Genomic DNA, 15,109 nt, shown 5'->3' with positions numbered 1-15,109 from the left:
CAGATTACATAATAAAGGGGTAGTAAAGAATGCCTAACAGTCAAAAGATTCGTCATTCGTTATCATCTGCGCAGTCTGGTATGTGGTTTGCGCAGCAATTAGATCCACTTAATCCGATTTATAATACTGGGGAATATGTAGAAATAAACGGAACGATTAATCAAGAAATTTTCGAATTAGCTGTACGTAAAGTTGTAACGGAAGCAGAAGCACTTCATGTTCGTTTCGAAGAGGATGAAATCGGCCCATGGCAAGTTATTGAGGGATCGTCAAAGTTTCATATGCATTTTATTGACGTTCGTAAAGAAAAAAATCCTGAAGAAGTTGCTAAGGTATGGATGAAAAATGATTTATCTATGCCCGTGGATTTAACAGAAGATAAATTATATACTGAAGCACTTATTCAAATTGAAAATAATCGTTTCTTTTGGTATCAGCGTATCCATCACATTGTGATGGATGGCTATGGCTTTTCACTTCTTAGCCAAAAGGTAGCCAAAGTATATACATCACTTATAGATGATAAACAAGAGAATGAAAAGCCATATGGTTCTCTAACGAAAATTGTAGAAGAAGATAATGAGTATCGAGGGTCTAAACAGTTTCAGGAAGATCGTACTTTTTGGCTAGAAAAGTTTGCAGATGAACCGGAAGTGGTAAGTTTGGCAGAACGAGCACCGAGAACTTCAAATGGATTTTTACGAGAAACGGCTTATTTATCTAGTTCCAGTACGAAAACTTTACTAGAAGATATAAATATTTCGTTAACGAGCTGGCCGGAATTTGTTGTCGCTGTAACAAGTATTTATATGCATAAATTAACAGGTTCCACTGATATTGTTTTAGGTTTACCGATGATGGGGCGTCTAGGTTCTGTATCCATTCACACTCCAAGTATGGTAATGAATTTAGTTCCACTTTGTCTCACTGTAACTCCAAATATAACTCTTGCGGAATTAATACAGCAAGTATCTAAAGAAATTCGAGACGTACGTCGTCATCATAAATATCGTCATGAGGAATTAAGAAGAGACTTAAAGTTACTAGGTGAAAATCAAAGGTTGTTTGGGCCGTTAGTGAATGTTATGCCTTTTGATTACGGGCTTAACTTTGCTGGAAATCGTGGTGTTACACATAACTTATCAGCAGGACCTGTCGATGATTTATCGATAAATGTATATAAACGCTTCGATGAAAATGAGTTAATGATTCATTTTGATGCGAATCCGGAAGTATATAGTGTCACGGAACTAGCATTGCATAAAGAAAGATTTATGAATTTATTAGAATTAGTGATAAATAATTATCAAAAAGACGAGTCGATTGGAAAAATAAACATTACTCTTCCTGAAGAAAGTCATAAAATTTTATTGGAATGGAATGAAACAAAGAAAACTGAAGAGCTAATCACTGTACCTATATTATTTGAAAAACAAGTACAAAAAAATCCAAATAAAATAGCGGCTACTTGTAACGGAATAAAACTTACGTATAAAGAGCTAAATGAAAGAGCGAATGAACTAGCACACTATTTAGTAGAAGAAGGAATACGACCAAATCAGTTTGTAGCTTTAGTATTTCCAAGATCATTAGAAATGGTAGTTAGTATGCTAGCTGTTCTAAAGGCTGGTGCAGCATATTTACCAATAGATCCAGAATACCCAGTCGAGCGAATTCATTATATAGTAAATGATGCAAAACCAGTTTGTATCATAACACATTCAGCTGTTTCATCCGCTTTCGTTATAGAAAATGATATTAAAAAAATAGTATTCGATAGCGAAGAAACAAAACTAGCGTTAAAAACATATTCTCATATGAATATACCATTTAAGAATGATGGATCACTTCTAAACCCAGCTTATACAATTTACACTTCAGGATCAACAGGAAATCCAAAAGGTGTAATTGTTCCTATGAAAGGTTTAAGTAACTTCTTATTAGCTATGCAAGATATGTTTTCATTAAATGAAAACGATCATTTATTAGCAGTTACAACGTTTGCGTTTGATATTTCTGCTCTAGAAATTTATTTACCTCTCATTAGTGGTGCAAGTATAACAATTGCTCAAAAAGAGGTAATCCAAGAACCTGCTGCGTTAACGACACTTTTACAAGAAGAAAGAGCGACAATTATGCAAGCTACACCGACGTTGTGGCAGGCGTTAGTAACTGAATATCCAGAGAGGCTACAAGGACTAAACGTGCTCGTTGGTGGTGAAGCTTTTCCAGCACATTTAGCAAATAAATTAAAAGAATTAGGTTGCTCTATAACTAACTTATATGGACCAACTGAGACGACTATTTGGTCTACTTTCATGAATATTGATGAAAGCGAAAATGGTATACCTCCTATTGGAAAGCCAATTTGGAATACAGAAGTGTATGTATTGGATGCAGGGTTACAACCAGTTCCACCTGAAGTTGTCGGTGAATTATATATTGCAGGGAAAGGGCTTGCGAACGGATATTTAGGAAAACCTGAGTTAACGGCTGAACGGTTTGTTGCAAATCTTTATGGAAAACCGGGAGCACGTATGTACCGCACAGGTGATCTTGTAAAATGGCGTAACGATGGTGTGTTAGAGTACATGAGTCGCGCAGATCATCAAATTAAAATTCGTGGTTTCCGAATTGAATTAGCTGAAATTGAAACGGTATTACAACGACATGAAAATGTTCAACAAGCGGTAGTAATGGTACGAGAAGATCGCCCAAATGATAAACGAATCATTGCGTATATCGTTGCCGAAGAGAAGGAAACGATTAGTCTTTCAGAAATTCGTTCTTATGTTTCAGAAAGTTTAGCGAATTATATGGTGCCATCGGCATTTGTTGTGCTAGAAGAATTACCATTAACACCAAATGGTAAGGTTGATAGAAAGAAATTACCTGCTCCAGATTTTAATGGAATGAACAATGAGAGAGTTGCACGAAACCCGAAAGAAGAAATACTATGTGATTTATTTGCAGAGGTACTTGGTGTTTCGCATATTAGCATTGATGATAATTTCTTTGAAATGGGTGGCCATTCGCTTCTTGCATCTCGTTTAATGGTAAGAATTCGTGAAACGTTAAGTGTGGAATTAGGAATCGGAAAACTATTTGAATCACCAACTGTTGCTGAATTAGCGAGACAATTGGATCGTGCAAAAAATGCAAGACCAGCTATTAAGAAAGGAAGTAGACCAAGTGAAGTTCCGCTTTCATTTGCACAGCGCAGGTTATGGTTCTTAAATTGTTTAGAAGGTCCAAGTCCTACTTATAATATTCCGTTAGTCATTCGTATGTCTGGAAAATTGAACGAAGAAGCTTTACAAGGTGCCTTTTATGATGTAGTGAAGAAACATGAAACACTTAGAACAATTTTCCCTAACGTATTAGGTAGTTCATATCAGAAAGTTTTAGAGATGGAAAACTTAAATCTAGAAATGATTATAACAAAAACATGTAAAGATGAATTAGAAAGTGTGCTTTCAGAGGCGGTAAGATATAGCTTTAACCTCGATGTTGAGCCAGCAGTTCGTTTACAACTTTTTAAAGTGAGTGAAAACGAACACGTATTACTAATTCTTTTGCATCATATTGTTGGAGATGGATGGTCATTACAACCGTTAACGAGAGATTTTACAGCAGCTTATAAAGCAAGGTGTAAAGGTGATAGTGTCCAACTAGAAACACTTCCAGTTCAATACGCAGATTATTCACTTTGGCAACAGCAACTACTAGGTGATGAAACTACACCAGAGAGTCTTATTTCAACACAATTAGATTTTTGGAAAGAAGAGCTAAAAGGTTTGCCAGATCAAATGGAGTTACCTACAGATTTTCAGCGTCCAATTGAAACGAGTTATCGCGGGGAAACAATTCATTTTCATATAAATGAAGATATGCATAGTAGGTTAGTAGGGCTCGCTCGTAAAAATGGAGTTAGTTTGTTTATGGTGTTGCAAGCAGGACTAAGTGCGCTGTTTACACGATTAGGTGCTGGTACTGATATACCAATTGGAAGTCCAATTGCCGGAAGAAATGATGATGCGCTATCAAATATAGTTGGTTTATTTGTAAATACATTAGTGTTACGTACGAATACATCAGGAGATCCAAGCTTTAAAGAATTATTGAATAGAGTGAAGCAGGTAAACCTTGCAGCTTATGAAAATCAAGATGTTCCATTCGAACGACTCGTTGAAGTGTTAAATCCAGTACGTACTCGAAATAGTCATCCACTGTTTCAAGTTATGTTAGCTTTCCAAAATACACCAGAAGCAACGTTTGATGTACCAGATTTAGAAGCGACCCTTGAAATTCAAAGCGTTGGCTCTGCAAAATTTGATTTAACATTTGAAATTAGTGAGAGTACCGGAGTTGATGGTATTCCAAACGGCTTACAAGGTTTGTTGGAGTTTAGTACTGATTTATACAAACGTGAAACGGTTCAAAAATTAGTAGAACGATTCATTCTGCTACTAGATGACGCAGCGAATCACCCGGATCAATCAATTGGCAGATTAGAAATTTTAACTTTAGCAGAGCGAAATACAGTTTTAGAAAAGTGGAATGGTGGTTTTCAAATTGTACCTGAAATGACATTGCCACAATTATTTGAAAAGCAAACTCATGTAAGTCCAAATTCTATTGCTGTCGTCTTTGAAAATGAAAAGTTAACTTATAAAGAGTTAAATAGAAAAGCGAATAAAATAGCTCGTTTGTTAATAGCAAAAGGAGTCGGTCCTGATCAACTCGTTGCTTTAGCGATGCCGAGATCTTTAAATATGGTTGTGAGCTTACTAGCTGTTCTTAAAGCTGGTGCGGGATACCTTCCGTTAGATCCGGATTATCCGTCAGATCGTATTTCATTTATGCTACACGATGCGAAACCATCATGTGTTTTAACAAATTCAGATGTGGAAATTGAATGTGATGAGGAACTAAAGATTTTAGTTGATGATGTGAAAGTAATAGGAGAAATAGAGAAATATAGTGAAGACAATATTGATGAAATGGAGCGCATTAAGCCTTTATCTCCTTCACATATTGCTTATGTTATTTATACGTCAGGCTCAACAGGTAGACCGAAAGGTGTTATGATACCACATCATAATGTAGTAAGACTTTTAGGAGCAACTGATCATTGGTTCCAATTTGATTCGGAAGATGTGTGGACAATGTTCCATTCATATGCTTTTGATTTCTCAGTTTGGGAAATTTGGGGACCTTTATTATACGGGGGACGCCTTGTTGTAGTACCGCACACTGTTAGTCGTTCGCCGAAAGAATTTTTACAGCTCCTTGTTAAGGAAAAGGTCACTGTTTTAAACCAAACACCATCTGCTTTTTATCAATTGATGCAAGCGGATCGCGAACATGAAGAAATCGGTCAAAAACTATCTTTACGATATGTTGTTTTTGGAGGAGAAGCGCTTGAACTGAGTCGATTAGAAGATTGGTATAGTCGTCATCCTCATAACTCACCGAAGCTTATTAATATGTACGGTATTACAGAGACGACGGTACATGTTAGCTATATTGAGTTAGATGAAACTATTGTCTCTTTACGAGCAAATAGTTTAATTGGATGCAGTATACCGGATCTTAAAGTATACGTACTAGATAACTATTTACAACCAGTGCCACCAGGGGTAGTTGGAGAAATGTATGTTGCAGGTGCAGGGCTCGCTCGTGGATATTTAGGAAGAGCAGGATTAACTGCTGAACGTTTTATCGCAGATCCATTTGGTAAGCCAGGTACAAGAATGTATCGTACAGGAGACTTAGCGCGCTGGCGTCAAGATGGTACGTTAGATTATATAGGACGTGCAGATCATCAAATTAAAATTCGTGGATTCCGAATTGAATTAGGGGAAATAGAAGCGGTTATAATGAAACATCCTCAAGTTGAACAAGTAGCTGTTATTGTACGGGAAGATCAGCCAGGGGATAAACGATTAGTTTCTTATATCGTCGCATCAAATAATGAAACGCTTGATTCGAATGAAATGCGTCAGCATGCTGGAGGTAGTTTGCCAGATTATATGGTTCCGTACGCTTTTGTAGTAGTAAATGAGTTACCTTTAACTCCAAACGGTAAATTAGATAGAAAGGCATTGCCAGCTCCAGAATTTATTGCATCATCTTCTAGCCGCGGACCAAGAACACCACAAGAAGAAATGTTATGTGACTTGTTTACAGAAGTTTTAAGTGTGCCTCAAATTGGAATTGATGACGGATTCTTTGATCTTGGTGGTCATTCACTTCTTGCAGTGCAACTTATGAGTCGCATTAAAAAGGCACTTGGAGTTGAACTGAATATTGGAACTTTATTTGCAGCACCTACTGTTGCAGGGCTTGCTGAAAGACTTGAAATGGGGAATGGTCAAAGTGCACTTGATGTGTTGCTTCCATTACGAGCAAGCGGAGATCAATTACCACTATTTTGTGTACATCCAGCAGGTGGATTAAGTTGGTGTTATGCAGGACTTATGAAATCTTTAGGAACAGATTATCCAATCTATGGTGTACAAGCACGTGGTATCGCTAAAAATGAAGAACTTCCAAAAAGCTTAGAGGAGATGGCGGCGGATTATTTGAAACACGTTCGTGAAGTACAGCCTCAGGGACCATATCGTTTACTCGGTTGGTCGCTTGGAGGAAATGTTGTTCATGCCATAGCGGCGCAACTACAAAATGAAGGGGAAGAAGTAGAATTACTCGTTATGCTTGATTCTTATCCTGGTCACTTCTTACCGAATACGGAAGCACCTACTGAAGAAGAAGCGTTAATCGCATTACTTGCTTTAGGTGGATATGATCCAGATAACATGGATGGTAAACCACTTACCATCGAAAGCGCGGTTGAAATACTTCGTAATGATGGAAGTGCGTTAGCGAGTCTTGAAGAAGAGACTATTTTGAACTTGAAAGAAACATATGTGAATTCGGTAGGGTTGTTAGGGAAATACGTACCGAAAGTTTACAACGGGGATATTTTATTCTTTAGATCTACTGTTATACCAGACTGGTTTGATCCTATTTCTCCAAATACGTGGCTAAATTATTTAGACGGGGAAATCGTGCAGCATGACATTAATTGTAGACATAAAGATTTATGTCAGCCAGGCCCGCTTACAGAAATTGGGCAAGTGCTAGCGAAATATTTGCAGAAAAAGAAAGGGGTAAGTAGAGTATGACGAATCCGTTTGAAAATGATAATTATAAATATAAAGTATTAAAAAATGAGGAGGGCCAGTACTCACTCTGGCCTGTCTTTCTTGATGTACCTATTGGTTGGAATGTCGTACATGAAGAAGCTAGTAGGCAGGTTTGCTTAGAATATGTTGAATTTAATTGGAAAGATTTGAGTCCAAAAAGTAATCAAGTTAGTGAAAAAACATTAGTAGGAAAACGATAATGAAAACAAAGATAAATCCAAAAGTAGTTGTAAGTATCGTTTATATAACAGCGATGTTTATGGCTGCAATGGATGCAACAATTGTGAATGTAGCACTGCAAACGATAAGTAAAGAACTACAAGTACCTCCATCTGCAATGGGAACGGTAAATGTTGGTTATCTAGTTAGCTTAGCTATTTTCCTTCCGATTTCCGGTTGGTTAGGAGATCGCTTTGGTACGAAAAGAGTATTTCTAACTGCTCTTTTTGTATTTACAATTGCATCTGCATTATGTGGAATTGCAAATGATATTACTTCATTAAATATTTTTCGTATCATTCAAGGTGCTGGTGGAGGACTTTTAACACCAGTCGGGATGGCGATGTTATTTCGAACATTTTCACCAGAGGAAAGACCAAAAATTTCTCGATTTATTGTACTTCCAATTGCTGTGGCACCAGCGATAGGACCAATTATTGGCGGTTTCTTTATAGATCAGATGTCTTGGCGCTGGGCATTTTATATTAATCTACCGTTTGGTATCGTTGCATTACTATTTGGTCTTCTATTTTTAACAGAGCATGTTGAAAAATCAGCTGGTCGCTTTGATTCTATCGGTTTTGTTCTTTCGGCACCAGGATTTGCGATGCTCATCTATGCACTTAGTCAAGGGCCATCAAAAGGTTGGATTTCTCCAGAAATTATGAGTACCGGGATAGCTGGGACTATATTCATTACATTGTTTATAATTGTAGAACTTAGAGTAAAGCAACCGATGTTAGATTTACGCTTATTAAAAGAACCGGTCTTTAGAAAAATGAGTCTTATTTCATTGTTTTCATCAGCTGGGTTACTAGGAATGTTGTTTATTTTTCCACTTATGTATCAAAATGTGATAGGAGTTTCCGCGCTAGAATCAGGTCTTACGACATTCCCGGAAGCGATTGGATTAATGATTTCTTCACAGATTGTGCCATGGTCTTATAAGAAATTAGGAACCCGAAAGGTAATCTCTATTGGATTAATATGTACCGCGGTTATATTTGTTTTATTAAGTTTTGTAAATCACGATACGAATCCATGGCAAATACGGGCATTATTGTTTGGCATAGGCATTTTCTTAGGTCAGTCTGTCGGTGCAGTTCAATTTTCTGTTTTTAACAATATCGCACCATCTTCTATGGGGAGAGCAACTACTATATTCAATGTGCAAAACCGATTAGGATCTGCTATAGGAGTTGCTGTTTTAGCTAGTATACTATCTGGTTTTGGAAGTAATAATGTACAGAATAATGCTCAATCAGATTTCTTGCCATATCAAGCGGCATTAATTGGATCAGCAATATTTTTACTCATAGCATTACTATTTTCTTTACGTATTTCCGATAAAGAGGTAATGTCAAAGAAGAATAAAAAGCCGTTATCTGTATTACAAAAAGGGAAAGAAGTTGTAAATAAATGAGTTGCAGCACGCTAATACTCTTTTAAAATAAAGCGATATTGGTATTTAAAAGGAGAGAGTTTACATGATAGGGAGTAAAGTTGTAGATTCTGTACCAACTCTAAATGAGAATGGTTGTCAAATTTGGTGGGCAAGAATTTCAGATTTACAATCATGGCACTACAATTTACTAAATGATGTAGAGCGAGAGAAAGCAAATTCATATCATCATTCGGCAGATCGTGCACGTTTTATAATAGGGTGCGTAATTAGTAGATTAGTACTCGGAAAGATACTTTCCATGTCGCCAGTTCAAGTACCGATTGATCGAATGTGCCCAGTATGTAAGTTGCAACATGGTAGACCGCAATTACCAGAAGGTATGCCGCAATTATCAGTTTCACATTCGGGTGAGTGGGTTGTCGTTGCATTTACAAAATTTGCACCTGTTGGTGTTGATGTTGAACAAATGAATCCAAATGTAGATGTTATGAAAATGGCAGAGGGCGTATTAACAGACATTGAAATAGCACAAGTTATGAAATTACCTGATGAACAAAGATTAGAAGGATTTTTAACATATTGGACTCGAAAAGAAGCCGTACTGAAAGCGACTGGTGAAGGACTATTGATTCCACCGGTACATATTACAGTATCAGCTCCAAATGATCCTCCAAAATTGTTAGTTTTTAAGGATAAGCAAGAGATAGCGAAAAATACAATGATGGAAGATATAAGGCCAAGTGTAGATTATATGGCTGCAATTGCAATATTCAGTAAAGAAGTAACTGAAATTAAGCAGTTAGACGCGGTATCGCTTTTAAATAATAAATAAGTTTAATAAAACATTTTATAGAAGAGGTGTTCCTCATGTTAGTAGCGGAAAATAGAAAAAATGAATTAACTTATAATATACAAGCAATTAAAAATATTTTATTTTCTGGAGATACATCATCTATTCTTGCTTTAGAAAAGCTTTTGAATGATACAGTTCAGTTTGATGTTCTCGAACAAGAGCTACTTGATAGACAGTACATTCCGAAAGAAGCAAAGAATTTCTTTGATAAAAACGGAACATTTCTATACCGTGTATCTAATGTTATTTATAAAGGAAAGATTTTATCTGAAAATCTAATTTTTGCGGACACTTCGTTTTTACCGGATACAATAAAGAGTGAATTAGAGAGTGGAAATATTCCAGTTGAAAAGCTTATAGAAAAGATGGAAGTAAGAAGAAACGTATTATATGAAGGATATCAACCATCTGGAAATATTATCGAATTGTTTGATGGATGTTCTGTTGCGGCAAATGTATATCCAACTAGAAAATATCAAATTGTAAGTAACTGCAAATGTATATTTTATATTTGTGAAGTGTATCATGCAGAGAATATAAAGGAACTACTAAAATAAGAAATAAACAAGAAACCAGCCTATAAAATGGCTGGTTTCTTATTTATTTGACAGCTTCTTTTAATTCTTTACCTGCTTTAAATGCTGGAACTTTACCAGCAGCAATCTGAATTTCTTCTCCGGTTTGCGGATTACGCCCTGTACGAGCAGATCTTTCACGTACTTCAAAAGTTCCAAAGCCGATCAGTTGAACTTTATCGCCAGATTGTAATGCATTAGCAATTGTGTCAAATACGGATTGTACAGCTGCAGAAGCATCCTTTTGAGAAATATCAGCTGACTGTGCTACGTTTTTAATTAGTTCTGTTTTGTTCATTTTTTCACCTCATAATAAAATTTTTTGAATGAAAGTTTTAGTATAATAAGTAGAAAGAAAGGAATAAGTTTCACTAATAGAAAAAATGCTGAATCCTATAAGTATCTTAATTTCGTTGAAAGAAACTGAATCCCTGCAATTAAGGGGATTTATTATGATTTGATGTATACAAAAAGTTTTTAAATAAGGTTGAGGGGGAGAATATTTCTATGATCTTTCGTGAAAAGAATGAGAAAGAGATGATATTAATTCGCCAACACGATCATGGATTTTTAGCTGGAGAAATTGCCAGCTATATAAAAGATGACTTCTTTGAAGAAAAGTTATATTTTAAGGAAAGTATAAATGCGATTTATGAACATGATAGAGGATGGATTGGACTAGATAAAGTTCCGATTTTGAATGACGAAAAAAATATTCCATATACATTTATGGATTGTCCTAGTTCATTACGTTTTGTGTTCTATACAATCGGTTTGAATGAAATTGAAGCTTCAAATCTATACGGGGCGTTGCTTTGTAGTAAACACTTTTTGTCATTTCCACTAAATGAGGAAGATGAAGTGATGATGTCTTTTTATAAACAAGAATTGGATCGACAAAAAAGAATTCTGAAAATGCTAACAAAAAAACAACAGGTTATGTTTGATAAACATTATAGACTATTAAAGTTTTGTGATGAATTATCTTTATATACATGTATGAATAGGCCAGGTGTAAAAAAGGAAGATGAAATTGATTTATTTAAAGAGGGTTTTGAGGGAACAGAAATGTTCAATGAAAATAATGATAAGCGTTTAATTGCTGAATGGACAGATAAACAAACAATTCGAGTTAAGCCATTTCCATTTAAAAAGGAATTTGAAACATATGTGAAATATAAAGCTATAAGCAAGCGTTTAATTGAAGAAATAGGAATTGCAAAAGCTGATAGAGAATCGGAAGTTCAGAAGCAAACGATATATTTTATACAATAAAGAGGGGCATAACAAGAAAAAGGAATGATCTCACTTTATGAGCCATTCCTTGTAGAAATAAATTAACTTGCACGTTTTTTATTAAATTCCTTCAATTTCTCTGCTTGTAAAAAGCGATTGGTTTCAGCGACAACGATACCACTTAATCCAATTAGACCAATTAAGTTTGGAATCGCCATAAGTCCATTCGCAATATCTGCAAAAGTCCATACAACACCTAATTTTAAATTAGCACCAATAGCAATCATAACGATAAAGATTGCTTTATAATATCGTACAGCACCTTGTCCGAATAAATAAGCTACACACTTTTCACCGTAATACGACCAGCCTAAAATAGTAGAGTAGGCGAATAATATAATGGCGATACCGAGAATCATACTACCAGCAGTGCCGAATACAGATTGGAATGCTAATGTTGTAGCTTCAACGCCAGTTTTACCTGATTTCCACGCACCTGTTGTAATTAATACAAGTCCTGTAATTGTACATACAATAAATGTATCTAGAAAGGTACCAGTCATAGAAACTAAAGCTTGTTTTGCTGGGGAATCTGTTTTTGCAGCCGCAGCAGCAATTGGTGCACTACCTAAACCAGCCTCGTTAGCAAATACTCCGCGCGCCATTCCTATTTGAATTGCAGATGCAACAGTTGCTCCGATAAAACCACCAGCCGCCGCTGTCCCTTGAAATGCACCAGAAAAAATAAGTGAAAATGCTTCTGGGATTTGATCAAAGTGATAAAAGATAATAATAAGGCCAGCGATTATATAAAAGAAAGCTTTAATAGGAACGATATATCCAGTAACTTTACCGATCTTTTTTACACCGCCTAAAATAACGATAGCGATTAAGAATGACATGAGTATACCAGTTAATGCAGGAGGGAAAGAGAAGTTGATTCGCATTGCCTCTGCAACTGAATTAGATTGAACCATATTACCGATACCGAAAGAAGCAGTTGTACCGAATATAGCGAATAAAACAGCTAGCCATTTTTTGCCTAAACCACGTTCTAAATAATACATTGGTCCACCGGAGTATTCACCATTTTCATTACTAACACGGTATTTCACCGCAAGGATTGCTTCGGCATACTTTGTTGCCATTCCAAATAAAGCGGTAATCCACATCCAAAAGATTGCGCCGGGTCCACCGATTGTAACAGCAGTTGCTACACCGGCTATATTTCCCATACCAATCGTTGCGGCCATAGCTGTCATGAGCGCTTGAAAGTGACTAATATCTCCAGAAGATGATGTATCTTCTGATTTTTTAAATGCTAGTTTGTGAGCGTATAATAGTTTACTAAACTGTAAACCTTTTAAACGCATTGTGAGAATGATACCCGTACCAACGAGTAATAACAAAGTCGGTAATCCCCACACATACTGATTAATTTGTTCTAATACTTTACTTACTGTCTCCATCTTTATTCTCCTTTTTTAGAAAAAATAAAAACCACTTCAAGTAAATGAAATGGTCTCTGGAGAAACAAGGGATAGAAAAATAAACCGATACAAATCGGCATTTTCTTTCGCTTGTCTCTGTCCTTTTACCTGAGAGATTATCCGCTAATGTAGCGGATTTGCTCCTTCGGTGCTCGTTTTCCTCCGCGCTATACAAAAGCGAGAGGGAGTCTCTCCAGAGATTCGTCCCCATGCAGTTCTACTTGTAACCAAGACCTGAGAGTTTCAAAGTTGGTTCAGCAACTTTTTGCCCCGTCGGTAGATCAATAGACCTTCTCCTGAATGGTTCATCCGAATTATAAAATTAATAACTAAATGCATTGATTATAAGTATATATAATCAATAAACACATTATAGATACACAATAAGTGAATTGCAATCATTTTTTATTTTAAAATAGTAAACAAACTTATTTTTTGGATATCCCTAATTTATCTTCTATTTCATTTAATGTAGATAATGCAATGACAATATGTTGATCAGCAAGCCCTAAAGCATGTTTAGTATTTTCAATTGTTTCATTGACCGGAGTAGAGTTATTGTATCCATCTATGATCAAACCCGCTGCATTTTTCATGAAATTCGCTGCAGCTTTAAATTCAGTTGTGAAATAAATTAGTTGTTCTTGTATATGTGCATCTGTTATGTTTTCCTCAGTTTTTATACTGTCTATTTCTTTAATTATTACTTCATATTGTTTGGAAATAGCATTCATTGTAACTAATAGTTTATTTTTGTCTACTGAATCTCCGTAAGTATTAATCTCTTCCCAAGCAGGCAACCAATCTTTTTCAATTACAGTATTATAATTAGTAGTTAATTCATTAATTTTAGGTTGCAATGTAGTCCGGAAAGTTGTTGTATCAACGGTTTCTACAGTTACTGTTTCATTGCTTTTTTGATTTTTAGTTGTGTAGACAATAGTACCGACAATAATAGCAATAGAAACAAAAAGCAACCATTTGTTAAAAAGTAATTTCTTCAAGGTGTAACGCCTCCAAATTATAAAAACTCATAATTATAATATATAACAATAATGTTGTTAAAAGTAGTAAAATGATAAAGATAATATGTGAAAAAAGGGGATTTAAAGTGGAAACGAAAAGAAAAAGACGAGCTTCGAGTATTGCAATGGTCATTTTATTAGTTGGTTTATTTGCGCTCATATATATGAACAAAGAATCAATAATTGAAGATTTTCCAGTACCAATGTCTGCAATACATATTAACGATGATAACGAAGAGAATTATAAATATATAAGTGTAATGCCTATTACGAAGGCAAGTGGATGGGAGAACTTAGGGGAAAACGGGCATACTGTTAGTTTTAAAAAAGGGGATCGGATAGTAACTGTATTACATTATCCAGGAGAAATTACCTATTACTTATTTGAAAAGTAAATGGAATGAGCCATAGACAATGCGGTTTTACTAAGTTGTTTATGGCTATTTGTATTTAGAAAAACATTGAAAATTTAAGTTCAATCTATAATAAGAAGGTGTTTTGTTTTATAGAAGAGAGTACAAAAATGGTATAAGAAAATATAAGGGGATATATTCTATGAAGAACGAAGCCATACGTGCGGTTGAGGAATATCGTAAAGATTTAAATGCTGGTAACATTGAGAAAATAAATAGTTGGGTATCAGATGATTTTATTGGTTACTTTGGGTATTACAGTGATAGAGACTATGAGGTATACCGAGGCGATACATATAAAGAAGATAATATTGAAACATTAAAAAGTTATGAAGGACAAAAACCTTATTGGAAATATAAAGATTTAACACATAGTTTAAGAATGGAGAACGAACTGATATTATCTGCTATTGTAGATTTTTATTTGCAGGATAAAAAAGTAGCATCAGTTTTAGCGATGGAAGTTTTTAAGAAAGAAATGGATGGGTGGAAGTTATATAGACAGCATATGGAAAGATATGCGGAATAATTTGAAAGATGCTGATTTTATGTAGATTATCAATATAAAAGTAGTATCTTGAACTATCTGTTACTTATCTACACTTGAAGTGGCGGACTTCTACGAATACTAACAAATTTGTCAGTGTACAACTCGCACATCTTTAATTTATCTTGTTTTTCG

11 protein-coding genes and 1 riboswitch are annotated in these 15,109 nt (G+C 35.4%); of the genes, 8 read left to right on the top strand and 3 right to left on the bottom strand.

Annotation, left to right across the window (positions count from 1 at the left end; all coding sequences use genetic code 11):
* Positions 1-29 precede the first annotated feature (29 nt).
* From MR109_RS16585 to MR109_RS16565, 5 genes are all read left to right on the top strand, one after another.
* The gene (locus MR109_RS16585) at positions 30-7,190 is read left to right on the top strand and encodes an amino acid adenylation domain-containing protein (protein WP_242273123.1); all 7,161 of its coding nucleotides are present in this window, start codon (positions 30-32) and stop codon (positions 7,188-7,190) included.
* Complete coding sequence (locus tag MR109_RS16580) at positions 7,187-7,411, top strand: MbtH family protein (RefSeq protein ID WP_002171891.1); 225 nt, start codon at positions 7,187-7,189, stop codon at positions 7,409-7,411. The genes MR109_RS16585 and MR109_RS16580 overlap by 4 nt, the downstream gene beginning before the upstream one ends.
* Entirely contained in the window at positions 7,411-8,853 is a 1,443-nt protein-coding gene (locus MR109_RS16575) for an MDR family MFS transporter (protein WP_242273121.1), read from the top strand. The genes MR109_RS16580 and MR109_RS16575 overlap by 1 nt, the downstream gene beginning before the upstream one ends.
* 64 nt (positions 8,854-8,917) lie before the next feature.
* Entirely contained in the window at positions 8,918-9,667 is a 750-nt protein-coding gene (sfp, locus tag MR109_RS16570) for a 4'-phosphopantetheinyl transferase Sfp (RefSeq protein WP_178940008.1), read from the top strand.
* Positions 9,668-9,702: 35 nt separating this feature from the next.
* On the top strand, positions 9,703-10,245 hold the full coding sequence (locus MR109_RS16565; protein ID WP_025150726.1) for a hypothetical protein: 543 nt from the start codon (positions 9,703-9,705) through the stop codon (positions 10,243-10,245).
* Positions 10,246-10,288: 43 nt separating this feature from the next.
* On the opposite strand, the gene MR109_RS16560 is transcribed toward MR109_RS16565, so the two are convergent.
* Positions 10,289-10,561 carry an HU family DNA-binding protein gene (locus tag MR109_RS16560; RefSeq protein WP_001043905.1) on the bottom strand — a complete coding sequence of 91 codons (273 nt, stop codon included), beginning with the start codon at positions 10,559-10,561 and terminating at the stop codon, positions 10,289-10,291.
* Positions 10,562-10,770: 209 nt separating this feature from the next.
* Between MR109_RS16560 and MR109_RS16555 the strand changes: the two genes are divergently transcribed.
* On the top strand, positions 10,771-11,538 hold the full coding sequence (locus MR109_RS16555; protein ID WP_071719880.1) for a DUF3891 family protein: 768 nt from the start codon (positions 10,771-10,773) through the stop codon (positions 11,536-11,538).
* Between the two features lie 62 nt (positions 11,539-11,600).
* Here the strand turns inward: MR109_RS16555 and MR109_RS16550 are convergent, their stop codons facing one another.
* The gene (locus MR109_RS16550; RefSeq protein ID WP_025150724.1) at positions 11,601-12,968 is read right to left on the bottom strand and encodes an alanine/glycine:cation symporter family protein; all 1,368 of its coding nucleotides are present in this window, start codon (positions 12,966-12,968) and stop codon (positions 11,601-11,603) included.
* 107 nt (positions 12,969-13,075) lie between these two features.
* Positions 13,076-13,196, bottom strand: a riboswitch (glycine riboswitch).
* Positions 13,197-13,417: 221 nt separating this feature from the next.
* Positions 13,418-13,993, bottom strand: a complete 576-nt coding sequence (locus MR109_RS16545) for a hypothetical protein (RefSeq protein ID WP_242273119.1) — start codon at positions 13,991-13,993, stop codon at positions 13,418-13,420.
* Between the two features lie 71 nt (positions 13,994-14,064).
* Between MR109_RS16545 and MR109_RS16540 the strand changes: the two genes are divergently transcribed.
* Both MR109_RS16540 and MR109_RS16535 read left to right on the top strand, forming a co-directional pair.
* Positions 14,065-14,409 carry a hypothetical protein gene (locus tag MR109_RS16540; RefSeq protein WP_142322863.1) on the top strand — a complete coding sequence of 115 codons (345 nt, stop codon included), beginning with the start codon at positions 14,065-14,067 and terminating at the stop codon, positions 14,407-14,409.
* Between the two features lie 160 nt (positions 14,410-14,569).
* On the top strand, positions 14,570-14,956 hold the full coding sequence (locus MR109_RS16535) for a DUF4440 domain-containing protein (protein ID WP_002171900.1): 387 nt from the start codon (positions 14,570-14,572) through the stop codon (positions 14,954-14,956).
* The last annotated feature ends 153 nt before the right edge of the window (positions 14,957-15,109 follow it).

Origin of the sequence: Bacillus cereus group sp. BfR-BA-01310 (genome assembly GCF_022664325.1) — a bacterium.
Taxonomy (GTDB): Bacteria; Bacillota; Bacilli; order Bacillales; family Bacillaceae_G; genus Bacillus_A; species Bacillus_A paramycoides.
Note: the sequence above shows the minus strand (reverse complement) of the source record. Positions and strands in the feature narration are given on the sequence as shown.